Origin of the sequence: Rhizobium esperanzae (assembly GCF_014197615.1) — a bacterium.
In the GTDB taxonomy this organism is placed as follows: domain Bacteria; phylum Pseudomonadota; class Alphaproteobacteria; order Rhizobiales; family Rhizobiaceae; genus Rhizobium; species Rhizobium esperanzae_A.
This window is the reverse complement of record NZ_JACIFY010000008.1, coordinates 218,984-244,371: the sequence shown is the minus strand read 5'-3', so window position 1 is coordinate 244,371 and position 25,388 is coordinate 218,984. Positions and strand designations below refer to the sequence as shown.

The window sequence follows — 25,388 nt, the reverse complement described above, 5'->3', positions numbered from 1 at the left end:
TGAAGGGTGAGCGGTCGGTCGGGCAAAGCCCGATAAAACAGTCCAGTGGACTGGTTTAAGACCCGAACGGGGCAAATCCTGCCCCCGCAACCAAACAAATAGCCCGCCCCGTGCGGGCTTTTTGTTTGGTAACGGGTCGAGGAATTGGCGCCTAATCAGGGGCCCGCAAGAAGGCGGAGCCGACGCAGTGGGACAGAAAACCCCAAATCCTGCCCCCGAAACCAAACCTTCCACTTCACCATCGCCAAAAGCCCGCCCCGTGCGGGCTTTTGGCGTTTCGGCGCTCCAGGTCTCAGCCCGCCGCCGCGGTGGCGGTCTTTTCCTGGCGGTCCCGTGCGGCGATCATCGCGGCGGCGGCCCCGGTCTTCTCATCGCCGCCCACCTGCACATTCGCCAACTGAAGGTTCTTTCACATGAGTTGAACCTTGACGAACCGCTTTGGCTCACTAACAATCAAAGAGAACCAAAGAAAGTTAGAGGCCATGACCGCTGCATTTACCGTGCGTGTTTCGGATGAAACCGCGGACAAGCTTAGTCAGATCGCGGAAAAGCTGGACCGGTCCCGCGCGTACATGGCTGCCGAGGCTATTGAGGCTTTCGTTGAGCAGCAGGAATGGCAGCTTGCTGAGATTGAGGCCGGGCTGGCTGAGGCCGATCGCGGAGAATTTGCCAGCGATGAAGATGTGGCGAAGGTGATCGGGAAATACGTGAAGTCTGTCCGGCAGTCATGAGCAGCAAACGTATTCGCTGGACGTATCGGGCGTTGCGACGGCTCGATGAAATCGGCGCCTATATCGAAAAGGATAATCCTGACGCAGCGGCCCGCGTGGTGGCGCGGATCGTGACGGCGGTGGATACATTGGTGGAATTGCCCGCCAGCGGGCGGCCGGGCCGCATCAAGGGCACGCGTGAAGTGGTGCTGGCTGATATTCCCTATATCATCCCATACCGGGTCGGGCGGGATGTCGTGATTATTACCGTCATGCATGCACACCAGCGGTGGCCGCTGGAATTGTAGCCCTCATTGGACAAATTCAGACGATGGCGCTTCGCGCGATCGCCGCGATTTTTTAGGTATACACTCTGCCTGGAAATGCCTCAAAAACTCGGAGGGGAGGCCGCGGGCATAACCTCCGATGCCGGCGAATAACTGCATTGCCGTTGTGATCTGTGCGTGGCATCTTCCCGGCGGAGAATGCCACGTCTCGCCTCGAGGTCGTTGGAGGACGGTTTTCCGTTTTTCGTTATGTAAGTCTGTCTTCCCAACGGAGGCTCGAATGAGTGTTGGCCTGATCGCCCTTCTTGATGATATCGCCGCATTGGCCAAGGTGGCTGCGGCCTCGCTTGACGACATTGCCGGCCAAGCAGCCAAAGCCGGTGCGAAAGCGGCAGGGGTGGTCATCGATGATGCGGCAGTCACACCCCGCTATGTCACCGGATTTTCGGCATCACGCGAATTGCCGATCATCGGCAAGATCGCGCTGGGTTCGCTGAAAAACAAGCTTCTGATTCTGCTTCCCGCGGCGCTTATCCTGAACCTTGTCGCACCGCAAGCGATCACACCGCTGCTTATGATTGGCGGACTTTTTCTCTGCTACGAAGGCGTGGAAAAAGTCTATGGGCTGGTGCTGCCGCATGCTGCCCACGCCCATGAATCGGCACTCGAGACCACAAGCCTCGATGCGCAATCGCTCGAAGACCAGAAGGTCGCCGGTGCGATCAAGACGGATTTCATCCTCTCTGCCGAAATCATGGCGATTACGCTTGGCGCGCTCCCGTCAGGCAACATATTCACGCAGGCCTTCATCCTTGCCGTCGTGGGACTGGGGATAACGGTCATGGTCTATGGCGGCGTGGGGCTGATCGTGAAGGCCGATGATCTGGGGCTGATGATGGCGCGTTCTCGGACGGCGCCTCCAATAGGCCCCTTCTTGCGCGGGGTCGGACGAGGGCTTGTCACCGGCATGCCTTATTTTCTGAAAGTGCTCGGTGTCGTCGGAACGGCTGCCATGATCTGGGTCGGTGGCGGCATCATCGTTCATGGCCTCGAAGCCTATGGCGCGGGCGGGCTTGCGCATCTGATCCATGATGCCGGGGAGGCGGTCGCGCATGCCATTCCCGTTCTGACCTCCGTGCTGCGCTGGATCGTCGAAGCCGCAGGCGCCGGCATCGTCGGTATTGTCGTCGGCTTGATCACAATTCCCGTGGTCGGCTACGTTATTTCGCCGATGTGGCGGTACTTCAAATCGCTCCTGCCGCGCCGCCGGCGGAAAGAGGCGCTGGCGGACGGGAAGAAATGAAGGCTCCATCCAGGGAGGCTTTCGGCCTCACAAGCGATTGTTGGCTTGAATGCCGGTCGGTCGTTAAAACGCATGCGCCGGCGCATTTTCGGAGATCGAATTCGCCTATTCGCCCTGTCGCAAGTTGCGAAGTCGGTCAAACAGCACGGCGAGCACAATTGCTCCACCGATAAAGCATCCTTGCCAGAAGGCGTTGATGCCGAGCAGGCCGAGACTGTTGCGGATGACCTCGATGAGGGCGGCTCCGACCAAGGCTCCGAAGGCGGTGCCGACGCCGCCGGCGAGATTGGCGCCGCCGATAACCGCGGCGGCAATGACCTGAAGTTCCATTCCTGCGCCGATATTTGTGGTGACGGCACCGAGCCAGCCGGTCTGAATGATGCCGGCAATCCCCGCCGACAAGGCAGAAATCATATAGACGATAACCTTGATCCGCTGCACGGGAACGCCGGTCAGTGTCGCGGCGTGCTCATTGCCGCCGATAGCAAAAACATAACGGCCGAACTTGGTCCAGCGCAGCACGAAACCGGTGATGAGCGCCAGCACCAGCATATAAAGCACGGGATTGGCGATGCCGAAAACCCAAGCGCCGCCGCCCAGCGCCAGCAGCTTGTCGTGATCGGGACCGAACTGGAAAACGACGGTGTTGTTGGATGCAACCATCGCAAGGCTACGCGCAATCGACAGCATGCCGAGCGTGACGACAAAAGGCGGGAAACCGAGATAGGCAATCAATACGCCGTTGAACGCTCCGATCAGAAGAGCCGTGCCGATCGAGGCGGCGATGCCGACTTCAATACTGTATCCCGCGTGCATGGTGACCGCCAGCACCATGCTGCACAGACAAAGCACCGAGCCGACGGACAAATCGATACCGCCGGTGATAATGACCAGCGTCATGCCGAGTGCGATAATGGCCACGAAAGTGACGTTGCGGGTAATGTTATAGATATTCTTCGCGGTCGCAAAGGAATCGGTCGCCATCGACAGAAAGATGCAGGCGAGAATGACCGCGATCAGCACCCAGAACGTCTGGCCGCTGATGATCGTCGCAAGCCAGCCCCGCTGCCTCTGCCCGATCGTCTGGTCAAGTGTCATTGCCATCGTCGACCTTCTTCTTTCCTGTTGCAACGGAGAGCATCGATCACACCTGTTCGATGGCGCCCGTGATCAGTCCCGTCACTTCCTCCGGCGAACTTGCCGCAATCTGCTTGTCGGCCACTTTTCTGCCCCGCCGCATCACAATCACGCGGTCGGCGACCGAAAAGACGTCGGGCATACGATGGCTGATCAGGACAACGACAATGCCCCGGTCACGCAATTGGCGAATGAGATTGAGAACCTCAGCCACCTGGCGCACTGATATGGCTGCCGTCGGCTCGTCCATCAATACGATTTTCGCTTCCGACAGCATCGTGCGGCCGATCGCCACCGCTTGCCGCTGGCCACCCGACATCTGCTTGACGAGATCGCGGGGCCGCGTCTCGGATTTGAGCTCGCGGAATATCTCGCCGGCGCGCTTGTACATGGCCTTGTAGTCGAGGATGCGAAGAGGCCATATGCCGCGGCGCAATTCCCGCCCGAGGAAGACGTTGGCCGCCGCCGTCAGATTGTCGCAGAGCGCCAAATCCTGATGAACGATCTCGATGCCATGCTGGCGTGCTTCCTTCGGCCGATGAAGCACGAGATCGGCGCCGTCGAGCCGTATGGATCCGTGGCTGGGGCGAAAGTTGCCGGCGATCATCTTGACCAATGTGGACTTGCCGGCACCGTTGTCGCCCATCAGGCCGACAACCTGCCCCGCCTCGAGCGAAAACGAAACATCGTTGACGGCCTGGATGGCGCCGAAATGTTTGGAAATATTGGTGAGCTCAAGAACCGCCACCCGTCTCCCTGCCTCCCAATTTGCAGGCTATCCATCGCAGCCGACTTGCCTTCGGCGCGAGGTTCCAGCGAGTTCGCCTTTCCAATATCCTCCCAGGAAAAGCGATCATGAACATTTACGCAAAAGCCGGCGACAGCGTCAACTCATTGTCCGGGGTATTGGCCCTATTGTCGCAAAAATCTGTTTTGTCAGACAAATATCATTTGACGAGACCGGCGCACGGATATTAGCTATCAGCGGGGGAGATAGAGCATGCTGATCCTTGTGACCGGTGCGACGGGCAAGGTCGGGCGGCGCTTCATAGCTGGGCTGCTTGACGATCCGAGCTTTTCCAAAGCCCGCATCCGCGCGCTTTGTCATAACCGTGTGTGCGATGAGACCGACCGTGTCGAAGTCATCCGCGGCTCGATCGCCGATCGCAATGCCGTCGCAGCGGCTCTCAAAGACGTTACGCATGTCGTGCATCTCGCCACATGCAAAGAAACGCCGGAAGATATCATCGATGTCACGGTCAAAGGTCTCTTCTGGCTGCTCGAGGAGTTCCGTACGAGCGTTACGGCACGCCAGTTCATCCTGATCGGCGGCGATGCGGGCATCGGGCATTTCCACTATCGTCACGATGGCCCGATCACCGAGAAAGCGCCCCATTGTGCTTATCCTGGAAGCTATGCGCTCTCCAAGGTTCTGGAAGAGGTCGTGCTGGAGCAGTTCGGCATTCAATATGGCCTCAATGGCTGTTGCCTGCGTGCGCCCTGGATCATGGAAAAGGACGATTTCAAGTATTCGCTGTCTTTTGGAGACGACGTCTTCGGCGGCCCGGACTGGAAGACGCTCGTCCCGGAAGATGCGGCGCGGCGATATGCGGCCAGAGGGACCGTGCCGCTGCTGCTCGATGCCGACGGACGCCCGTTGAAACGCAATTTCGTGCATGTCGACGACCTCGTATCGGCAATATTGGCAGCGATCGACAATCCCCGGGCGGAGCGGCAGCTCTTCAATATCTGCATGGACCGGCCCGTCGACTATGCTGAAGTCGCCGCCTATCTCCAGCGCACGCGCAATCTCGATTCCGTCGACATACCAAGCCGCTTCCATTCCAATTGGATGGACAACAGCAAGGCGAAGTACCTGCTGGATTGGCGGCCAGCCTACGATCTCGAAGTGCTTATCGACTCGGCATGGCAATACGAGCGTTCGAAGGAGGAGCCTCGCATCGTCTGGTATCCGGGTTGATTTCGTGTGGCGGGCATGCCGTGCCCGTCTGTTTCAAGGGAGGAAACCATGAGGAAGGCATTACTACTGACAGCCGCAGTTCTCGCACTGACCGCCGGGCAGGCCCTGGCCAAGAAGCAACTCGTCATCGTCGTCAAAGGCCTCGACAATCCATTCTTCGAAGCAATCAATCAGGGTTGCCAGAAATGGAACAAGGAAAATCCCACAGCGGAATACGAGTGCTTCTACACCGGCCCGGCATCGACATCCGATGAAGCCGGCGAAGCGCAGATCGTTCAGGATATGCTGGGCAAGGCTGACACGGCCGCCATCGCAATTTCGCCGTCAAATGCAAAACTCATAGCCCAGACCCTGAAAACCGCCAATCCGACGGTTCCGGTGATGACGCTCGATGCCGATCTTGCAGCCGAGGATGCAGCGTTGCGCAAGACCTATCTTGGCACCGACAACTATCTGATGGGCGCCCGCATCGGCGAATATATCAAGAAGGCCAAGCCGAAGGGCGGTAAGATCTGCACGATCGAAGGCAATCCGGGAGCCGACAACATTCTACGCCGCGCACAAGGCATGCGCGACACGCTCACCGGCCAGAAAGGCCTTGCCGCGCTGAAAGGCGAGGGTGGTTGGACCGAGGTCGCCGGCTGCCCGGTGTTCACCAATGACGATGGCGCCAAGGGTGTTCAGGCAATGACCGATATCCTGGCGGCCAATCCCGACCTGGACGCATTCGGCATTATGGGTGGCTGGCCGTTGTTCGGCGCGCCGCAACCCTATCGCGACCTGTTCAAGCCGATGGCCGCCAAGATCGCCAGCAACGATTTCGTCATCGGCGCTGCCGACACGATCGGCGACGAGGTTGCTATCGCGAGCGAAGGCCTGGTGACGGCGCTCGTCGGCCAACGGCCGTTCGAAATGGGCTATAAGGCCCCTTCGGTGATGATGGATCTGATTGCCGGCAAACCGGTTGAAGATCCGGTATTCACCGGGCTCGACGAATGCACGAAGGATACGGTCAATACCTGCATTCAAAAGTAGGTTTGCGGTTCGGCGGCGCCCGGTTCACGGGTGCCGTCGACTGTCCCCTTGAGGCGGATCGGAAGATCCGCGGGGCTTGACGCGCTCTGAATTCCGCGCTCTTTGGCGGGGTCAATCGCAGGCGACTTCCTCGTTATTACGATTGTTTTGATAGTACGCGCAAACAGTCGAAAGAATGCTGAGGCAGTAGACGTAAATGCCTGACAAGAAATCGGGAAAGCCGGCGGCTCCGGTCGAGGTGGTGACGGTTGACCGCTCGGCCACCACAAGGCGCCCCAATTCTCCCCGCATGGCCGGGGCGAGCGTTCATGTGTCTCTGGCGGGCGAGATAGGGCTGCGAATTGTGCGCGGCGACTACCCGCCGGGCACAATCCTGCCGAATGAGGCAAAGTGGTCCGAGGTCTTTGAAGTCAGCCGATCGGCGGTGCGCGAAGCCATCAAGATGTTGATGGCCAAGGGCCTGCTTTCTTCCCGCCCGAAAATCGGCAGTTGGGTCGAACCCAAGGAACGTTGGAACCTGCTCGATCGAGATGTCCTCGGCTGGTATGCCGCATCTCCTGATCGGGAAGCGTTTCTGAGGGCCGTGCAGGAACTCCGTCATATGATCGAGCCGGAAGCGACGGCACTGGCTGCGGAGCGCCGGACCGAGGAGCAAATGCACGCGATCAGCCAGGCCCTGCATGATATGGATCAGGCGACGTCGCTTCAGCAGCGAACGGAATCCGATGCGCGATTCCACATCGCGATCTTGCGCGCCTCCGGCAATGATTTGCTCGTGCCGCTCGGTGTATTGATCGAATCGGCGCTGAACCACCTCTTCGCCCATGTCACGCGAGAGGAGGACAATTTGCGCTACGCGCTGAAACTTCATGAAAATATTGAGAAAAGCATCCGATTGCAGCGACCGGCCATGGCGCGCAACGCCGTCCGCAAGGCACTGGCAAATACCGATCAGCTCATAGCGCGGTGGTCGCGATAGAGGTTGGCAGCCTGTGCGGCCCGCGCGTCGGCCGCGAAGGCCTCCGCAAAACCGGAGTCGGGTGCCCCGGCTTTGTCAAAGAGCGCCAGTGGGATCCAATACCACCAGCCCCGCTTTGCGGAGCCCTTCAACGCGGCGGTCAAAATCTTCCGGGTTGCGGAATGGGAGGACGCGGCGGCGGCGCTCGACGGAGAAATTGGGATTGATCTCCAGCGCCTTCTCCCACGCCCGTCGGCTCTCCTCCGGCCGGCCCAGATGGCCGTAGCATGATGCGAGCAGGGCATAGGCCGTTTCCGATTGGGCGTTTTGCTGAAGCCGCTGCTCGATCGCGACGATCGCCTGCGCATATTCACCGAGAGAAAAGCGCGCATCGGCGAGAAATTGGAAAAGAATTTCCGGATGGTGCGGGTCAAGCCGCATCGATGCATCGAGTGTTTCCAGGGCGCCTTCGGGGTCGCCGGAGAATATCTGGATATGAGCCATCAGCATCAGCAGTGCTGCGGAGTTGGGAGACAGCGCCAGGCCCTGCCGCACTTCCGCCCGCGCCCGGTCCAGTTCGTGGTTCCACATGTAGGCCATGCCCAGTGCGAAGTGGCTGTTGGGCTGGTCCCCGGCCATTTCCACCGTCTGCTGCGCGAGATCCAGTCCGATCTGCAACGACGCTTCCGGATCATTGCTCCAGGCGTTGACGTAGTCGAGCACATGCGTGAAGGAAATGAGCGCCTGGGCCGCGGCATAGCCCGGATCGATGGCGATGGCGTCTGCCGCCAGGCTGCGGGCGGCCATATTTCCGGTTCGGGTATGGGCCGACGCCTGCTCACGGCCGCGCAACAACAACTCATATGCGCCGACGTCGACTGCGCGTCCCTGGGCCAGGCGGTTCTGATCGCCATGCGTGAGGTTCAGCTTGAGGGCTGTCACGATTTCCTGGGTCAGTTCGTCCTGAACCGCAAAAATATCGGTAAGGTCGCGGTCGAAGCGGCTGGCCCAGATATGTCCGCCATTGCTCGCGTCGATCAATTGCGCGGTGACACGCACCCGGTTGCCGGCCTTGCGCACGCTGCCTTCAAGCACATAGCGGACGCCGAGCGCCTTGGCCATCTCGGGCACCGAGGCTGTGACATTCTTGTAGACGAAGGATGAGTTGCGGGCGATCACGTGCAACTCGGACAGTTTCGAGAGATCGGTGATGATGTCCTCGCTGATCCCGTCGGAGAAATATTCCTGTTCGGCGTCGCCGCTCATGTTGTTGAACGCCAGGACGGCGATGGAGGGCTTGTCGGCAACGGCCGCAGCTGAAGGTGGCTTTGACGCGGGCGGCTTTCCCGGCTGCCGTCCCGGGACCGGCGGCGAGACGGTTCCGACCTGGAGTAAATAGGCCTGCATCGGCTCGGCGATATTCTTGAGCTGGATTTGGCCGAGATCGGTCACGGCGAGTTCGAGCCGCGCTCTCACCTGACGGTAGGCATCTTCGGAGAGACAGATGGCGCCGGGCTTGGAAATTCCCTCCAGCCGCGCGGCGATATTGACGCCGTCGCCCATCAAATCGCCGTCATCCTCTTCGACCACATCACCCAGATGGATCCCGACCCGGAACTCGATGCGATGCTCGGCGGGCACGCCGATATTGCGCTCGACCATGGCGGTCTGCACCTCGATGGCGCAGCGCACGGCGTCGACGACGCTGCGAAACTCGATGAGGCTTCCGTCTCCGGTGCGCTTGACGACACGGCCGTTGTGCACGGCAATGGTCGGATCGATCAGATCGCTGCGCAGCGTTCTCAGCCGCGCCAGGATGCGATCCTCATCCGCACCGGCGAGGCGGCTGTAGCCGACCACATCCGCGACCAGGATCGCCGCCAGTTTTCGCGTCACGCCCGTAACCTCAGTTCCTCGTCGGATCCAAAATAGCACAGAGTGGCCCTTGACGCCGCCAAATCCCTGTTGCCTTCGACCGGTTTCTTGAAGCTGAGAGGATGACCGGCAGCTAATCCCCGTTCTTCAGCGAAAACGCCAGGACGTAGTCGCCATCGTCCCTCGAATAGGGGGCTCCACCGACCGATATCAGGACGTATTGCTTGCCGGTTTTCGGCGAGACATAGGTCATGGGCGTGGCGCTCGAGCCGACCGGCAGGGGGTATTTCCAGAGTTCGGTCCCGGTCTCGGCGTCATAGGCTCTTAAATAATAGTCCTGAAAGCCGGCGAAGAAGACGATGCCGCCGGCGGTCGCCGAGGTGCCGGCGTAACTCGGCAGGCCCATCGGCATCGGCAGATTGGTTTTGACCTTGAACGGCCCAAGTTCTTCGGCGGTCCCGGCCGGTACCTGCCATGCGATCTTGCGCGTGGTCAGATCCACGGCGGTAACGGTGCCGAAGGGCGGTTGCGTGCAGGGAACCCGCAGTCTCGAAGTCCACATTTCGGTCGACATGCCGTAAGGCGTGCCGCGCTGCGGGGCGGAGGGGCCGTGTGCCGTGGTCGTGAGGGCAAAATCGACATAGTCCTGGCGCGGAATGAGCGCGAAGAGGCTGGGCACGCGAATATCGTTCATGAAGACGCGGTTGTTGGGCAAATCGACCGATACGCTGCCCCAGTTGAGGCCGCCGAGGTTCCCCGGCTGCTGGATCGCCTGCTGTGTGCCGATCGGGGTGAAATCGCCGTCATAACGCAGCTTCCGAAAGGCGATACGGCAGGCCAACTGATCGAACATCGTCAGGCCCCAGGCCGTCTCTTCTGTCACGCGGTCCGCGCCGATTGTCGGCATGCCGACGGAATAGGGCTGCGTCGGAGACAATTTCTCCTCCGGCGCGCCGCCTTGCTGCGGCACCGGCTTCTCCTGAACCTCGGCAAGCGGTGCGCCGGTCTGACGGTTGAGCAGGAAAAGCTGCCCGCGTTTGGTGGTCTGCAGGAGAGCAGGCACGGTGGCGCCGTTGCCATCAGGCAGATCGATCAGCGCCGGCTGAGCCGGGAGGTCATAGTCCCAGATGTCGTGATGCACGGTCTGGAATTTCCATTTCTCCCGTCCCGTCGTGACATCGAGGGCCACCAGCGTGGCATTGTATTGATCGGCGAAAGCAGGGCGATTGACGCCGTAATAGTCCGGGGTGGCATTGCCGAGCGGTGCATAGATCAGACCAAGCTTGTCGTCGAATGCGGCCGTCGTCCACATGTTGGGCGTGGCCCGCGTATAGGTCTGCCCCTCTGGCGGAAGTTTGGTAATCTCGGGATTGCCGAGATCCCATGCCCATTCGAGCTCGCCGGTGACGACATTGAACGCGCGGATGACGCCCGAGGGTTCGCCAACCTCCTGATTGTCCATGACCCAGCCTCCGACGACGATCAGATTGCGGGCGATCAGCGGCGCCGACGTCTGGAAATAATAGCCGGATTTGACTTCCCCCATCCCCTGGGAAAGCAGCACGGTGCCATCGTCTCCGAAGCCCTTGCAGGGCGTGCCGGTCTTGCTGTCGATCTCCAGGAGGCGGGCATCGATGGTTGTCTGCACCAGACGCTCGTTGCAAAGACCATCGGCGGATTGAGCCTCCTGCGGCAGCTTGTAATAACCGAGGCCGCGGCAACGCTGCCAATAGGGCGCCGACGCCTTGGGGTCGAAGGTCCAGCGGGGGTTACCGGTATCCGCATCCAGTGCTGCAATCACATCTGTCGGTGTGCAGGTGTAGACCGTATCGCCGATCTGCAGCGGCGTGTTCTGATCGGCGCCTTCGCTCTTCCCGGTGCGGTATGTCCAGGCGAGACCGAGTTTGGCAACATTGCTCCGGTTGATCTGATCGAAGGGAGAATAGCGATCTCCTGCCGTGCTGCGGCCATAGGATGTCCAGTCGGAGGGGGCGTTGTCGCCCTTGCCGGTCTTGTAGGCGGGGATATCGGGAGAGGGGCGAATGACGCCGTGGGGCGTGAAAGCCAGGCTAAAACCCGCAATGAACAGGATGGCGGCAAGCAGGGCGCCGCCATGGAAGAGCTTCCGGTTGGCGGTCGGAGAACGCAGTGGTGTAAAGAAAAGTGCAAAGCTCGCCAGTGCAATCGGAGACATCAGGCGGGCAAAGAGCGCCCAGAAATTGCCGCCCGACTCCCAGAGCGCCCAGGGAAGGGTCAAGACGGCGACAAACACGACGAGCAGGCCGCCAGACGTCTTGCGGCGCCACAGCAGTAGTGCGGCTGCCAGATAGGCAAGCCCGACGATCGCATAATAGGGCGAGCCGCCGAGGCTGAGCAGCCACGCGCCGCCTCCTATCAACGCCAATCCGATAAGGGCGAGAACAATACAGAACAGGGTGGCCAGAAATTTCATAGTTTGCTCATCCAATCCGCCGCCCGATCGCCTGGATTTTCACTCCGACCGTCGCATGGCACCTCGGGAAGCACAGGGCCATTGGCTTGATGGTCAGCTATCTCGTCTTCGGGAGAGGGGCTCTCCCCGTTCAATTTTTTCCTGATGTACCTGTGGTCACTGACATGCGGTGCCAATCCGGCAAGGGTATCGCAGCCGCTCCGTGGCCATGGAGCGCCATTCCAAACTGCGTCAATACTTCTGAAAGGGGCACAGATGTTTCTCGGCGAAAAGCTTGACCTAGCGAACGGGCGACCGACAGGATTCGATTACATGCGATTACTGTTAGCTTTTTCAGTGCTTTGGATCCATACGGCCCGCGTCACGTATGGCGATGACCTTTTTCTTTGGGAGTCGTCCTTCCGCCCTCTCATCAAGTCAGTGCTGCCCATGTTCTTTGTCTTGAGCGGCTTCCTGGTGGCCGGCAGTCTTGAACGGTCGAAGACATTGATCTCTTTTCTCGGCAACCGATTCATCCGGATCTACCCTGCTCTTGCGGTGGAGGTATTGCTGGCTGCCTTTATACTCGGAGCGATCTATACGGAGTATGACCTGCGTGACTACTTCACCGATCCTCAGTTCTTCACCTACCTGCTGAATGTCACCGGGCATATTCACTTCAATCTCCCCGGAGTGTTCCTGGATAACCCCGACGCGGCGATGGTGAATGGACAGCTCTGGACCGTGCCCTTCGAGCTCGAGTGCTATATGGTCATCGCCGCCCTCTTCGTGCTCGGCGTGGTCCGGCGGCGGGTGATTGCCCTTATCGTCACGCCGGCCTTGATCATCAGCTTCGGTATCGCAAGGTATTGGAAACACGAAAGCGACTGGGCAACGATGCCCACGACCGCGTCGGGCAATCTGCTCATTTGTGCTTTTCTCGTAGGGGTGACCTTTTACCTCTACAAGGACAAGGTGCTGTGGGATGTAAGAATTTTCCTCGCCTCGGTGGCCGTAATCCTGTGGGCCTATTGGTTCACCTCCTTCGGAGACTTCATTGCCATTCCGGCGATGGGATATGTCACGGTCTTCCTCGGTCTGACCTCGCCCCGCAAGCTTGGCATTCTGCGGGGAGCCGACTACTCCTACGGCGTCTTCCTCTACGGCTATCCCATCCAACAGGCGTTCGTGGCGCTCGGGCCGTGGGCGCATAACTGGTTGCTGAATGGCATCGTCTGCAGCATCGTTGCCACTTGCTTTGCTGCTTTCTCGTGGAGATTCGTCGAAAAGCCGGCACTGAAATTGAGGAAACAAGTCACCTGGCTTGAAAACCTCAGCCTTCAGCGCGGCGCGAAATTGGCCGGGGCGGCTTCGAAATAAGGTTCCGTTCGAGGCCGGCAATTCCCGGTACAGCTTAATCGGCCAGGGATCAGCAGGGTTCGCCATTGTCGCGAACCCTGTTTTTTATTGTGGCGATCGTTACGGGTCAGCAGCCGGCCGTTCGAGCGCAATGCACGCGTCCTAAACCTATGTGCAGCCCCATTTTTTCGCCCATGGACGAATGCTTCCGTTCGATTGGAGAATGCCGCGCCTGCACATCAATAGTTCCTGTATTAAGCTCCCCAATGCCTAAATCTTCTCCGCTGCAATGTCTGCGAATTTCTTGATTTTTTTGGCGTGGAGCGCCTTTGCTGGATGAATAGCCGAATATTCCACGGCATTGGCTCGTTCGACTTGTTGGGCGGTCTTAGCGATATTTTAACGGTAACAGATAAAATACTTTAATCGGACCTCGTTTCGACTTCACGTTTCGTCATGCATTCAGGGCTGACGGCGGCTTGAAGGAGGTGTGAAGAGAGGAGCAGGAATAATGCTGAAAAGCACCCTCATCGTGGTTGCAGTCTCCGTCGCTGCCGGAGCGACAATTCGCGCCTGGGCCTTTGCAATTTTCGCATTTCTGCTGGTCGCGGCCTGGGGCGCCATGATCCTGCTGAGAGGTTCTTCCTTTGCGGAAGCGAGCGTTTACTGCCTCCAGCTGCTTGCTCTGATGGAAATATGTTATCTGGCGGGGCTATTTGCCTTCGCATTATGGGCGCATATCCAAAAGCGCCGGAAGCGGGACTCCATCGCCGATCGACCGCATTGACCGGCAAGCGTCCTCACGGATAAAGCGGCGGCCGGCGCCGGGATAGGACGTCGGCGGTGACTATCTCGGTATGCCTCGTGTAAGAACGTCACAGCTCCTGCCTGGGCAGCAAGGCGTGCCGGGAAAGCAGGGCGAATACTGTTCTTGCCATGATCACGAAATCCCGCGCGAGCGACCATTCGGACAGATAGTCGACGTCGAGGGAAATTTGATAGCTGATGTCGCTGCGCCCACCGCTCTGCCAATGACCAGTCAGGCCTGGACGGACGGACATATAGGCATCGGCATGTTTGCCGTAACGCGGCAGCTCTTCTTTCATAATCGCGTGGGGGCCGACGAGGCTCATATGGCCAAGCAATACGTTGATCAATTGCGGAAGCTTCTCAAGGTTTGAGCGCTGCAATACATCGCCGATCACCGTTAGATGCACGGTCCGAAATTCCAGGCAACCAAACTCCTTTCCTTTATAACCGATCCGACGATGGGAATTGAAAACAGCCCCCCCGTCACTAAACGTGACGATCACGGCCACCGATAAAAGGAGCGGGGACAGAAGTAATAAGAGAGTTGCCGCAATGAGGATATCCAGTGCGCGCTTCAGAATTCTGCTGATCGTGCGGGATTGTGACGAGTTGGAGGGATGCCTGTTCTGTCGGGCTCCGGCGAAATCCCGCCAAGTTTGGGTTGCGTTGATGCTCTGATTTTTTCCCGCCATCCGCGTCCTCGTTAGAACGAATCCCCGAAATCACAGCCAAAGCTTGTTTTAATCCAGGCTCGATGTCTGTGACCAAGGTCATAATCGTGAATAAAATCTTTACACCTTAAAGAAATTCTTGTGAATGCTTAAAATAAGTATTCATTTCGAGCCGAGTGATTTGAGTATTAATTACATTTATTTTTTATTTGCAATTTTTATCCGGAATTTCTTTATTTATTCTTTCGTGTGCTGTTTCTGTCGATTGTATAAAAAATGTCACATGGCTTCTAATTTTTCCCTTGAATAGAATTTAATAGGAATTTTAAGATATTAAAATATGAGTATCAATCAGTTTTATGTATAGTTTTAACACGAAAATTTTATATTATTATTATTTGACTTTCTAATTTGAGACATTACGAATGTTTCCGGCGGCGGTAAATCAATTAGTCTGCGTGGAGTTGCTTGTAATGGACGGGATGATTAACATCCGAGGCGGCAGGACTGAGGAAAGCGCTCCGCGAACGGGTGAAGCGGTTACTTCAGGGCCTGCAGGTCATGAATACGGCCGCCGGGCGGATTTGGATCACGAGTTTCCGTTTTGCCGCACGAGTGTTCGAAAATTTCGCCGCGGTGAGGTTATTGCCGGTGCTGGTGTCCTCATCGATATGTTCGCTCGCGTCCATCGCGGAATGGTGAGGGCAAGCACCCCGCTTGCCGATGGGCGGGAGTTTATCGTGGAGATCATTCCGAAAGGCGGCTTGATCGGCGAGCTGGAGGTGCTGCGCAAGCAATCTCTCAATCTCGAATATCGGGCCTCGTCGGATTGTGAACTGCATTACTTCGACGGCCGTTTGCTGCGGGACCTATGTGCGAACGATCCGCAATTCCAGGTGAAGATCCTGTCGAAGGCGCTGGCGCGTGTTTCTGAACTCGAGCTGAGGATCATTTCCAACGCCGGATCGAATTTGAGGCAGAGATTGGCCTGGACGTTGCTGCGTCTTTCCTCCTTGTATCGAACGGATGCGCAGAACAGCGGCGATGAACTGATCATCTCCCAACATGACCTTGCCGCGACGCTGCCGGCATCGCGTGAAAAGGTCAACCAGTGCCTGCGGCGCTTGCGCGAGAGCAAAGTGGTCGACGGGACGCAAGGCAAAATCCGTATTCTCAATCGAAAAGCGCTTGAAGCTTATGCCGAGGGCGAGACATCCCTCGCCTGAGCTTCGTTCCGTGGAGGGAGCTGCGGAAAACTCCCGCGATCCGCCGCTGCGGCTGCGAGTCTCAGACCTCGCTCTCTGACGCATTCCTCCAGTATTTCCAACCTTCACCCTGGATGAGACCGTGATCGGAGAGGTCTTTCCAGCTTCTGTAGGTGCCCGTATCGTCACAGACGAAGTCGTCCATGTCTTTGCCCGCGGAATATACCTTATATTCCTCCGTGTGCTGTGATCGGTGCTCGGCGTCAGCAACCTTATGCACGAAGGTCGACAGGAACTTGAAATGCAGCAGCGCGCCGGATACGCCGAGCGCTCCGTGCATGTCGCCCAGATTCAGAGAGAGCGGCCAGACCTGGTGTGACGACTTGAGAAAAAGACGTTCCCCCGCCACATAGACGAGAGGTATCTTGTTGAGCGCGGGGCCGTCCCAGAGCCGGTCGTGGAAATAGACGCGCCCGCGAACGCCTCCTTTGATCCATATCGTCCAGTTGCGTTTGTCGAAATGCGCGACGTAGCCGGATCGGTCGAAGAGATTGCAGACCTCAAGCGGATTGCGGCCGGGTTCGCAGATGTTTTCGAGAACGGGATGCGAGCTATACATGTCGATCATCACAGAGCGCAGCGAATGGCCGCCGGTGGAATCGATATAGGCGGTCAATTGATCGATCGGCCGTGTATCGCAATGCGGATAGACCAGGAACTCGTCCGCATCGACATAGAGAACCCATTTCCCGCGGCAGTGCCTGTTGATGACTTCGTTGATCCAGTCGTTTCCGAATCTCGCTGCCTTGTAGGACCCGTGAGCCGAAAGAAGAGAGACATCGTCGAAGCTGGACAGCAGCTCCACCGTGCCGTCTGTCGAGCCGTTATCGATGCAGATGAAATGCTCGAAGCCGAGATCGCGATAATACTGGAGAAAAAATGCCAGCCGGTGCCCCTCGTCACGGATGACGCAGACGACGACGTGACGCGCCTGCTTGAGCCCGCTGCGCAGCAGGTCGTAGCGAAGCTGACGGGCCTTGAGCGACCGGCGCAGGCGGGCTTTGGCGTAATGCGAGATACTGGCGGCGGAAGCCCTATAGCTCATATTCTGTCCTGAACATTATCCATCCTGGAATGAATGGATGAATACTTGTGCTTGCGCCCGCAATCCAAGGCTCGACCGGCGCTGCTGAGATCAGCCACGCGATCTTCATCCCAAGCGAACCAATGATGCTTCATACGGCGTAATCGCCAACCAGCAGGCTTTGGACCCGCGGGTTGGGGCCGCTCCTTTGGATGGCGTGGTTGATCCGGGCTCGCACCGACCGGTACTTATACAGGAACTTACGATCGAAGTTTATTCCGCGATACAGCGCGTTATAAATCGGATGGGCTTTGCGCAAATCGACGTATACTTGGCTTTCTCTGTCGGTCCAGGGAAAGAACGTGCCATGCCACGGCTTCGGATGCGCCATGTAATGGACGATCGACAAGGAGGACATGTTCACCAGATGAAGGAACTGTTTGGGAAAGTTCCAGCGGTTCGAAACGAGGATGAGCGATGAACCGCAAACATAATTCAACGCACCCTGATCATGTTTGCCCTCGCAGGCCTCTGGATTTCTGGCGAAAAGCGCAAGCGCCTCCTGTCCGATCCAGCCGTTGCGATGGAATTTCAGGACCCCCGCATTGAAATAGTGGCTGCTCTTTCCCGTGTCGAGGAAGTCATGGATCGCCGTGTAGTCGCGCGCTGCGAAAAACCTGCCCTCGGGCACAGTGGCACTTTCGAGCTTCCCGAGATCGCTGACGATCTGCGTATCCCCATCGAGGTAGATGATCTGGGTATAGTTGGCAGGCAGGATCTCGCAAAGGACCAGCTTGGCCATGGTGCTGACGCTGATGCGTCCCTGGAAATGCGATCCGTCGAGCTTGCCGAGCGAGTCCTGCAGCGCTTCGGTCGCATCGATCAAGTCGACCCCGCTCGTTGCGAGCAGGGCTTTGAGTTCTTCGAAATTATCGAGATGTTCCGACATGAGCACGCAGACATCGGTTGCGGGGCTGGCGAATTTGCGAGCCTGAAGCGCCGAGAGAATAGTCGGAAATGAATACTCGACATCCGTGACGTAGACGACACATTGATTGTTCATGCCATCACCCTTCCGATTGTGCGCAATACGAATAAACCGGCATCGTCTTTCCGGTCGAGGGAGCGGTTGTGAATTGAGCCCATGGGTCTGTCATATGAAGGCCCCCTTCGGTATATATAGCCGCGACCAGTCTGGTGTGGCTGAAGCGGATCTGGTTGCCGGCGGCTTATGTGTGTTCATTGTTGAGATATTCACCATGAAGAGTGCCTTGCCTGTCAGCAGGCTGTGTTTCGACATCTTGTTTCGCGCTACGGTCGTCGGTGCCGGGATCCCTGTCGGAATGCAGAGGGAAGGGAGATCGCCATGCTGATCACCACAGGTGTGGCAGTCGTGATTTCGATCGCTGCCGGGGCGTCCATCCGTGCCTGGGCTTTCGCAATTTTTGCATTCCTCGTGGCAATCGGCTTCGGCGGCGTGGCTTTTGCCGATGGCTCTTCCGTGATCGCGGCGATCCTCTCCGGTGTCGCCATCCTCGCGTTCATGGAAACCGGCTATCTGGCAGGCGTGTTCGTGTCGGGGTTTTTGCGGCGCAGTGCCAGGGCGCGGGAAAATAATTCCGTCGCAGACAACGTCGCGACCACCCATGAGCGCCCGCAAGGCTGATGTTGACGTAGAGCCCTCAGCATGCCCGACTGCAGGACTGCGTTCGGCCGACGGGCGGCTTCCAGCGGCGATCCTTGAAAGACACGACGGGGAAAAATACGACACGGCCGGCCGGCTCCGACCGAGTGCGGATACGCCGCTGGTTTGATGAGACCAATCCGCGCCGGGGCGGAGTTCGAGCGCTGATATCATCGTGTTGAAAACATCGGCGCTCTCATCAGAGCTGTCGATGTCTCCAGCGAAGGCCGGTTGGTAAGCGATCGAATCGTGCGTCGCGGCGAGATATCGGTGACGGCAAGGCATCCGGTCGCCAGACCCGCCGTGGTGCTGAACAGCAGGCCGAGATCGGTGCCGCTTCCCGATATGGCCGCCGAGGCGACCTGGGCGATTGATGCCATAATTGCGGCGGTTCCGATCGCGTGCGTCTCACCATCGCCCGATATGCGCCGGCCGGACGCTCTTGCAAGGCTGTAGAGGAAGGTGGCGAAGAGAAGAGTGCCGGTCAATCCGACATTGGAAAGCAATGCCGCGATAAAACTCGAGGCTCGGACCGTGCCGAGCCCGGCGCCGAAGGTGGCGGTATCGACAAATGCGATCAATGCCAGCGTATTCCAGGCGGTGCGTTCTTCGCCGGATTGCGATTGGAGCTTGTCAGACAGGGTGGTCGTCGCGAGATCGGCGAGGGAATTCCAGGCATCGGGAACAAGGTTGAGGGCAGCGATGGCGCAAGGGATCAGGAACAGCGTGATCACCAGGAGTGTCACGTGGGGTGTCGTGGCCGGGCCGCCTATCAGCCGTTTCAGGCAGAACAGCACGAACATGGAGACAACGAAGATGCCCGCAATATAGGCGGTGGTCGAGGTGCAAAGGACGATCGTCGGGCCGATGAAAAGTGTTGCAAGTCCCGCCATGCGGCTTTGAACGCGCTCCAGCCAGAGCATCAGCGTGAAGGAAAAATAGGCCAGCGCGACGGCGCCATAAATGCTCGCTTCGGGAAAGCCGCCGACGATGCGTTTGAAGCCGCTGATCGTCTCGGCCGTATGCATGGTATAATTCGCATTCCTGATGACATCGAGCAGGTAGGACTGGCCGGTCAGGAAGGTTCCGATATCAAGCAGCGCCAGAACAAAACATGCGATCGACGCCACGATCAACTGTTGCGCGATGAAACGGGCATAGCCGAGCTGAGCAAGCCCGGCGATGACGGCAAAGCAGGCCAGGTCGCCGAGCAGGTAGACAGACTGGCTGAGATTGGACGAGCCCGGCGACAGCGGGGCGGCCACCGTCGACATCATGCCTGAGGCATCTCGTGCAGAGGAGTAGACGAGGGTCGCGCCTGCAAAGATGCGGGGCAGGAAGAAAGACGATGCCACGGAAAACAGGATGTAGGCGGCAAACCAGAAGCCGGGACCTGGATAGGCAATGCTGGCCAGCATGGCCTGCGTTTGAGCCGGACGCAGCAGCGCCGCCACAACGAGAAAGAGCACCAAAAGATGGCTTGGCTGGATGCTGCTGCCGCCGAGCGCGGGCAATTGTAGAGCCGCTGCGGCGCCCAGCAGCGTCGACAGGCAGAGGATCGTAATTGCAAATCGAGCGCCGTTGACCACGCAGAGCACCCCGAGCAGCAGAACGATGAAACCGATCGGTTCTATCGACATGCTTCAGATCCCGATCCGAAGGGGGAGCAGCCGAGGCCGCTTTTGCCGAAAGCCGGCATCCATCTTCCGGCGTGATGTGCGAGGCGAGATCCGCCCACTGTCGTCGATCATCACAGCCGCCTCCTAATTCGATCCTGTCGGCGATATCCAGCCGGGGGCCGGCCGATTATCTCCGGCCACATCGGACGAGATGGCTGCCGAGCTCTGTTTCTGCGGTGCGGTCTGCGGCGCCGGAGATGGCCCCTGAAGATTCGTGTCTAAACCGACCTCGACGAGATCGTGCGGCAGCAATGCGGTTTGCTCGTCCGCCGCGATGGTGCGGGAAGTTCCGTCGTCATTGCGACGCACGATCCTGTAGTTCTTCTGCGCTTTGCCGAGGCCCGGCGCGTCGGTATTGATCTGGGCCAGTTGAGTGTCGTAGCCGGCCTGTTCGCCCAGAAGCTGGGCCACCTGGATATCGATCGCCGCCCTGCCGATTGCGAGATTGACCTGGTTGAGCAGTTCCTGGTTTTCGCTGTTTTGCCTGTTGACGATGTTGATCTTCGAACGGTCGGCCTCGCTGAGGCCCTGACGGGCCGTGGTCAGTGCGACTTCGAGATCGATCAGCGTGCCCTGTGCATCCGCCACCCAGCGGTCGACCGAAACCTGACGGGAGTTGCTGACCAGGCCCTTGCTCATCAGGTTGTTGACGTTGTCCAGTTCCTTCTGGGCAAGGTCGATCTGCCGTTTTTGCGAACTGATCTTGGCTGTAAGCGACTCGACCTGCTGGCCATAGAGACGGGTGAGGTCGTTTGCCGCTTCGATCTGACTATCGACATCGACGCGCCGTAGCCGCATCAGGTTCAATTCCTGTGCTTTCAGCTTGTCGACATCGGCCGTTCCGGCGAGTTCGGCAGGGATCTCGAAACTCTGCTCGCCGGCGATCTCCGCGCGCAGCCGCGCCTGCCGCATCAAGAGATCGCGCCGGTTGAGAACGGCGGTTCGGTAGGCGCCGGCAGCCTGGATCCGGTCGCGCTCGAAATAGGTATTGTCCTCGCGCTCCCGCAAAAAGCCACCCGCGATGCTGACGGCCTTCATGACAGTCATGTTGGGTTCAAAAGGGTAGCGCCCGGGAGTTTGCACCGTTCCGGTCACGAAGATCGGGGCGTGCTCGGCAATTTCCAGGGCGATATATGGCTTGCCGGGAAGGTTGGCCTTTTCGGCCAGTGCGCCGGCGATGGCATCGGCGAGTTCTTCGGTCGTCTTTCCCGTTGCCTCTACGTGGCCGGCGATCGGAATCGACAGGTCGCCGGTATCGTCGATGGTATAGACGCCGTCCAGAGCTTCCCAGCTGGCATAGCGGGAATCCGATGAGCGCCATTCGACGACGCGCAGTCTTACCTTGTCCTCCGGCACGAGGGTGGTTGTTTGTGCATGGGCGACGCTCCAGCCGGTCAGGCAGGAGAATGCCAGCAAAGCGAGTGCCGCGGAGACAAAGCGATCGGACCAGGATGTAGGCTGCATTGATCTATCTCCGTTTCGTCGCAATCGACGGTGAAGGCATCTCGCGCGGCGACGGATGGCCGAGTTCGAGTATGCGGGACGGCGAGGCGTGGCCGACGAGAAGATCGGCCAGCGCCAGCACATTGCCGTTCAAACGTCCCCACCGGTCCACCAAGCGATCTTTGAACAAGAGGCCCGACGCGTTCGCCAGGATGTTGCGGCCGATCTGTGCGATTGCGCGGCCCTTCGACATCGTGCCCTTGCGGATCAGATAGACGGGATTGGCAACCTGCGAATAACCAAGCCTTCGGCCGGGCTGGCGCCCGGATCGGACGCCCAGATGCACGCCGCGGGCGCCCTCGACACGCACGGACCTGCCGTAACGGGCGAGGGACCGGCTGAAATCGACGTCCTCGAGCCAGCCATAGAGCGGCAGCTGCTCGTCAAAAGTCAGGTCGTGCTCGAGAACAGATGACAGACGAACCGCCATGTTGCATCCGTAAGCGTTGTAGACCTCTGTTACCTTTTCGGCGCCTTCGCCGGCGGCTTTAAGAACTTGCAACGCTTTCGACATGCTGAGGCCGCCGTCGAGGACGCCGTCGGCCAGGACTTCGCCGGTGGCAATCGCCACGTCGGGCTTTGTCGCAAAGACGGCGGCAATCCGCGACAGGAAGCTCGCGGCGGGAATGAAGTCGTCGTCCAGGAAGATCAGAAGATCCGTATCGGCTGCGGCGGCCGCGATGATGCTGTTGCGCTGGGTGGTCAGGCCACGGCTGCCGACGATGACTTCCACGTCGAGGCGGTCGGTGAGCCCGGCTGCGTCGTCGATCACCGGCACGCAGACGATCAGCCGCTCGGCCCGATCCGGCAGGCTCGTGAGATAATCGACCGTTTCCCGCAATATCGAGGGGCGGCCTGCCGAAGCGATCCCGACGGCAATGCGCAATGGGCGGCGCTCGCCCGCGCTCACGGCTTCAGGGCCGCAAGGAACGGACGCCCGCCTCAGCGAACCGTCCTGCCTGGTTGTTTCTGCCGAAGTCGAGGTCATGACTGCATTCTCTTCGGCGCATGGTTGATGATCACGCCGAGGATTTCGGCGCCGACATTGCGCAGCGTGTCGATGACGCGCAGGGTGTCGTCGATCGAGGTGCGTCCGTGCGAAGTGACGACGAGGACGCCGTCCAGCTCCGGCGCGATCGCGTTGGCATCGGGCGAAGCGGAGAATGCGGAAATATCGACGAATATGGCGTCGAACTCTTTTTTCAGGTTGGCGAAACTCAACTGCGTGCGGCGTGAACTCAAGCGAATGGCCGGTGTCACCGCTTCGACCTCGCCGAGGGGAAGGAATTTCAGCGTCGGGGTGAGGGGCAATGCCGCCGTCTGGATCAGTTCGCCATTGTCGAGGACATCGACGAGACCGGTGGAACTATGGGGTGCGATCGATTTGCTGAGCGAGGATTTCTGCGCGGCCGCATCGATCAGCAGCGTCTGAGCCCCTGATGTCGACGACAGCGCGGCAAGTTCACATGCTATGGTCGATGCTCCGCCGCCGGGATTGACGGCGACGATCCCGATGACGACCCGGCGCTTGCGCCGAAGACCGACGACGGTCGCGCTCAGTTCCGCCATGCCAGGAATAACCGGATAGGCGGCTGCGGTGCTGCTGCCTGTGCCGGCGGCGAGGAAAGGCGGGCGATGTCCATCCCGGGTGTTTTTCGATGTCTCGAGCATCGTGACCAAGGGCAGCTCACCGGCTTCCGCGATCTGATGGGGGCGGACGATCCGGCGATCGCCGGCATGCCTTATCATGGCAAGTGCCAGGCCGGCGCCAAGACCGACCGCCGCCGCAAAGGCGATGATGAGCGCGCTGCGTGGTCTGGCTTTGGAAAGAGGCAGCGTGGCCCGCGAGACGATCGTGGCGTCGGATACCGGGTAGGTGATGCGCTGCCTGGCTTCAGTCAGCTGGTTCAAGGTATTTTCATAGAGGGTGCGGCGAGCATCTGTCGCACTCTGCAACTCCGCAAGCTTGAACTGATCGCGCGGATTGCTGGTGAAGCTGGCCAGGGCGCTGGCAGCTTCGGCCAGTCCACGCTGCTGCTCGCTGACGAATTTTTCCAGCCATTCGCTATATTGCCGGGAGGCATCGGCCTTCATCGCGATATTCTTCTGGATATACTGCTTGGCGAGCGTGTCGGCGATGTCGACGGCCTTCTGGGGGGACGACGCCGCAGCCGAAATCTCGATAATCGTCGAACTGCCGATCCGGCGTATTCCCACCATGTTCGCCAGCGTGGCGATCGCCCGGTCGTAGATCCGCTCCTCCTCGGTCTGCGGTCGTCTTTCATTCGTTCCCGCGGCCGCCGTTTCTTGAGATAGATCCGGATCTGAAGAGATCCCCATCAACCAGCTCTTTGCCCTGTCCTGCAGCGAAGGCGTCTGATCGACGAAATCGGCGTCGGTATCGAGGTTAAGCGCCTTTACCGTTCCGCCGACGACATCGCTGGATCTGGCAATTTCCAGCTGCCCCTCTATGAATGCGTCTTCCGCGAAAGCCCTCTGTGCTTCGGAGCCGCTCACCTGGGGGAAAATCACGAGCTGCGTGCTGGCAACGAAACTCGGCTCGGCGGTCAGCAGGTAGCTCCCAGCCACTGCGAGGAAAGCGATCGTCGTTGCCACGATCCATAGCCAGCGCATCCTGAGAAAGAAAAGCATGTCCCGCAATGTCAGCGGCGAATTCCCGCCAGTGGGTGCGGCCGGCAGCGATATCGGAGAAACACCACTGAAGATCGTGCTTGAGGTCATGTTGGGCTCATCCAAAACGGCGATATCGCGGGGTCGTCAGGTACCGGGGGACCAGGTGGTTTCAGCTCGAAAGGGGCGGGGGGAGGAGCGTGCCTTCCGATTTCGGGCATGATCGGCAGCTCTCCGCTTTGATGCTCAGTACGAGCCACGCTGCGTAAACAGAGCGGGAATGGTCTTGGCGATGATGACGAAGTCGCGGCCGAGCGACCAGTTGTCGACGTAGTGAACGTCGAGGGAAACCCGGTGCTCGTAGCTGACATCGTTGCGACCGCTGGTCTGCCAGTGACCCGTGAGTCCAGGTCGAACGGCCATATAGGCCCAGATATGTTCGCCGTAGCGCGGCAATTCCTCGGCGGTAATCGGCCGGGGGCCGACCAGGCTCATTTCACCGCGTAGGACGTTGATCAGCTGGGGAAGCTCGTCGATGCTCGATCTCCTCAGGATCTCGCCGACGGCCGTGATCCTCGGGTCATCCTTCAGCTTGTGCGTCGCTTCCCATTCGCTTCGCGCAGCCGGGTTGTTTTGCAGCAATTCGGCAAGCTGAGCGCTCGCATCGGTCTTCATCGTGCGAAATTTGAGGCATCCGAATGGCGCCCCGCCGAAGCCGATGCGCGTATGGGAATAGAAGATCGGGCCGCGATCGGAGAACTTCACGATCATTGCGACGAGCAGCAGAAGCGGCGAAAGCAGGATCAGGGCGGCGACCGCCATCAGGAGATCGAGCGCGCGTTTGGACGATCTGCCTGCAGCATGAGGCCGGGACGCATGGATGTCGTCGCTTTTCGCAGACCGTCCGACACGCGACCATGACTCGAAACTATGTGCTTCCCATGCCATCGGGGTCTCCAAAACTTTCGGATTAAGAACGGTTAAATTTTGCTGCGCCGCACTCTGGTTGTCTGTTACCAAAGTCATAATCCTTAATAAATTCTTT

The 25,388-nt window shown here is 59.0% G+C and carries 21 protein-coding genes and 1 pseudogene; 10 read left to right on the top strand and 12 right to left on the bottom strand.

Going from position 1 to position 25,388, the window contains the following annotated elements; translation table 11 throughout:
* The first annotated feature begins 482 nt into the window (after positions 1–482).
* The 3 genes from GGD57_RS13455 (at position 483) to GGD57_RS13445 (ending at position 2,300) form a co-directional block, all read left to right on the top strand.
* Entirely contained in the window at positions 483–731 is a 249-nt protein-coding gene (locus GGD57_RS13455) for a CopG family ribbon-helix-helix protein (RefSeq protein WP_184470441.1), read from the top strand.
* A complete protein-coding gene (locus GGD57_RS13450; protein WP_184470413.1) occupies positions 728–1,018 on the top strand; it encodes a type II toxin-antitoxin system RelE/ParE family toxin in 291 nt (96 codons plus the stop codon). Before GGD57_RS13455 ends, GGD57_RS13450 begins: the two co-directional genes overlap by 4 nt.
* Before the next feature lie 259 nt (positions 1,019–1,277).
* Positions 1,278–2,300: a DUF808 domain-containing protein gene (locus GGD57_RS13445; RefSeq protein WP_184470411.1), complete on the top strand. Its 1,023-nt coding sequence runs from the start codon at positions 1,278–1,280 to the stop codon at positions 2,298–2,300.
* A 105-nt stretch (positions 2,301–2,405) separates the two neighbouring features.
* Here GGD57_RS13445 and GGD57_RS13440 read toward each other — a convergent pair whose 3' ends face one another.
* A complete protein-coding gene (locus GGD57_RS13440; RefSeq protein WP_184470409.1) occupies positions 2,406–3,404 on the bottom strand; it encodes an ABC transporter permease in 999 nt (332 codons plus the stop codon).
* 40 nt (positions 3,405–3,444) lie between these two features.
* A complete protein-coding gene (locus tag GGD57_RS13435) occupies positions 3,445–4,185 on the bottom strand; it encodes an ATP-binding cassette domain-containing protein (protein WP_184470407.1) in 741 nt (246 codons plus the stop codon).
* 252 nt (positions 4,186–4,437) lie between these two features.
* Here GGD57_RS13435 and GGD57_RS13430 point away from each other — a divergent pair, with 252 nt between their 5' ends.
* The 3 genes from GGD57_RS13430 (at position 4,438) to GGD57_RS13420 (ending at position 7,432) form a co-directional block, all read left to right on the top strand.
* Positions 4,438–5,418, top strand: coding sequence for an NAD-dependent epimerase/dehydratase family protein (locus GGD57_RS13430; protein WP_184470405.1), 981 nt, complete (start codon positions 4,438–4,440; stop codon positions 5,416–5,418).
* A 48-nt stretch (positions 5,419–5,466) separates the two neighbouring features.
* Positions 5,467–6,453, top strand: coding sequence for a substrate-binding domain-containing protein (locus GGD57_RS13425; RefSeq protein ID WP_184470404.1), 987 nt, complete (start codon positions 5,467–5,469; stop codon positions 6,451–6,453).
* 196 nt (positions 6,454–6,649) lie between these two features.
* Complete coding sequence (locus tag GGD57_RS13420) at positions 6,650–7,432, top strand: FadR/GntR family transcriptional regulator (RefSeq protein WP_184470402.1); 783 nt, start codon at positions 6,650–6,652, stop codon at positions 7,430–7,432.
* 75 nt (positions 7,433–7,507) lie between these two features.
* Here the strand turns inward: GGD57_RS13420 and GGD57_RS13415 are convergent, their stop codons facing one another.
* Together GGD57_RS13415 and GGD57_RS13410 are read right to left on the bottom strand one after the other, a co-directional pair.
* A complete protein-coding gene (locus GGD57_RS13415; protein WP_184470400.1) occupies positions 7,508–9,307 on the bottom strand; it encodes a tetratricopeptide repeat protein in 1,800 nt (599 codons plus the stop codon).
* A 112-nt stretch (positions 9,308–9,419) separates the two neighbouring features.
* Positions 9,420–11,738 (bottom strand): membrane-bound PQQ-dependent dehydrogenase, glucose/quinate/shikimate family, encoded by a 2,319-nt coding sequence (locus GGD57_RS13410; RefSeq protein ID WP_184470398.1) that lies wholly within the window; start codon positions 11,736–11,738, stop codon positions 9,420–9,422.
* 255 nt (positions 11,739–11,993) lie between these two features.
* Here GGD57_RS13410 and GGD57_RS13405 point away from each other — a divergent pair, with 255 nt between their 5' ends.
* Together GGD57_RS13405 and GGD57_RS13400 are read left to right on the top strand one after the other, a co-directional pair.
* Positions 11,994–13,097: an acyltransferase family protein gene (locus tag GGD57_RS13405; protein WP_246713642.1), complete on the top strand. Its 1,104-nt coding sequence runs from the start codon at positions 11,994–11,996 to the stop codon at positions 13,095–13,097.
* A 490-nt stretch (positions 13,098–13,587) separates the two neighbouring features.
* A pseudogene (locus GGD57_RS13400) lies at positions 13,588–13,886 on the top strand (hypothetical protein).
* 65 nt (positions 13,887–13,951) lie between these two features.
* Here GGD57_RS13400 and GGD57_RS13395 read toward each other — a convergent pair.
* Complete coding sequence (locus GGD57_RS13395; RefSeq protein WP_184470394.1) at positions 13,952–14,578, bottom strand: sugar transferase; 627 nt, start codon at positions 14,576–14,578, stop codon at positions 13,952–13,954.
* A 452-nt stretch (positions 14,579–15,030) separates the two neighbouring features.
* Here GGD57_RS13395 and GGD57_RS13390 point away from each other — a divergent pair, with 452 nt between their 5' ends.
* Positions 15,031–15,783 (top strand): Crp/Fnr family transcriptional regulator, encoded by a 753-nt coding sequence (locus GGD57_RS13390; protein ID WP_184470391.1) that lies wholly within the window; start codon positions 15,031–15,033, stop codon positions 15,781–15,783.
* Between the two features lie 61 nt (positions 15,784–15,844).
* On the opposite strand, the gene GGD57_RS13385 is transcribed toward GGD57_RS13390, so the two are convergent.
* Positions 15,845–16,867: a glycosyltransferase family 2 protein gene (locus tag GGD57_RS13385; protein ID WP_184470389.1), complete on the bottom strand. Its 1,023-nt coding sequence runs from the start codon at positions 16,865–16,867 to the stop codon at positions 15,845–15,847.
* 130 nt (positions 16,868–16,997) lie between these two features.
* Entirely contained in the window at positions 16,998–17,909 is a 912-nt protein-coding gene (locus GGD57_RS13380) for a glycosyltransferase family 8 protein (RefSeq protein ID WP_184470387.1), read from the bottom strand.
* Between the two features lie 303 nt (positions 17,910–18,212).
* On the opposite strand from GGD57_RS13380, the gene GGD57_RS13375 reads away from it, so the two are divergent.
* Positions 18,213–18,512 (top strand): hypothetical protein, encoded by a 300-nt coding sequence (locus GGD57_RS13375; protein WP_210303859.1) that lies wholly within the window; start codon positions 18,213–18,215, stop codon positions 18,510–18,512.
* A 188-nt stretch (positions 18,513–18,700) separates the two neighbouring features.
* On the opposite strand, the gene GGD57_RS13370 is transcribed toward GGD57_RS13375, so the two are convergent.
* From GGD57_RS13370 to GGD57_RS13350, 5 genes are all read right to left on the bottom strand, one after another.
* Positions 18,701–20,170, bottom strand: a complete 1,470-nt coding sequence (locus tag GGD57_RS13370) for a hypothetical protein (protein ID WP_184470383.1) — start codon at positions 20,168–20,170, stop codon at positions 18,701–18,703.
* A gap of 123 nt (positions 20,171–20,293) precedes the next feature.
* Positions 20,294–21,673, bottom strand: coding sequence for a polysaccharide biosynthesis/export family protein (locus GGD57_RS13365; RefSeq protein WP_184470381.1), 1,380 nt, complete (start codon positions 21,671–21,673; stop codon positions 20,294–20,296).
* A 4-nt stretch (positions 21,674–21,677) separates the two neighbouring features.
* The gene (locus tag GGD57_RS13360) at positions 21,678–22,700 is read right to left on the bottom strand and encodes a glycosyltransferase family 2 protein (RefSeq protein ID WP_184470379.1); all 1,023 of its coding nucleotides are present in this window, start codon (positions 22,698–22,700) and stop codon (positions 21,678–21,680) included.
* Positions 22,697–24,454, bottom strand: coding sequence for a GumC family protein (locus GGD57_RS13355; RefSeq protein WP_184470377.1), 1,758 nt, complete (start codon positions 24,452–24,454; stop codon positions 22,697–22,699). The genes GGD57_RS13360 and GGD57_RS13355 overlap by 4 nt, the downstream gene beginning before the upstream one ends.
* Positions 24,455–24,589: 135 nt before the next feature.
* Positions 24,590–25,291 carry a sugar transferase gene (locus GGD57_RS13350; protein ID WP_184470375.1) on the bottom strand — a complete coding sequence of 234 codons (702 nt, stop codon included), beginning with the start codon at positions 25,289–25,291 and terminating at the stop codon, positions 24,590–24,592.
* Positions 25,292–25,388: the final 97 nt, after the last annotated feature.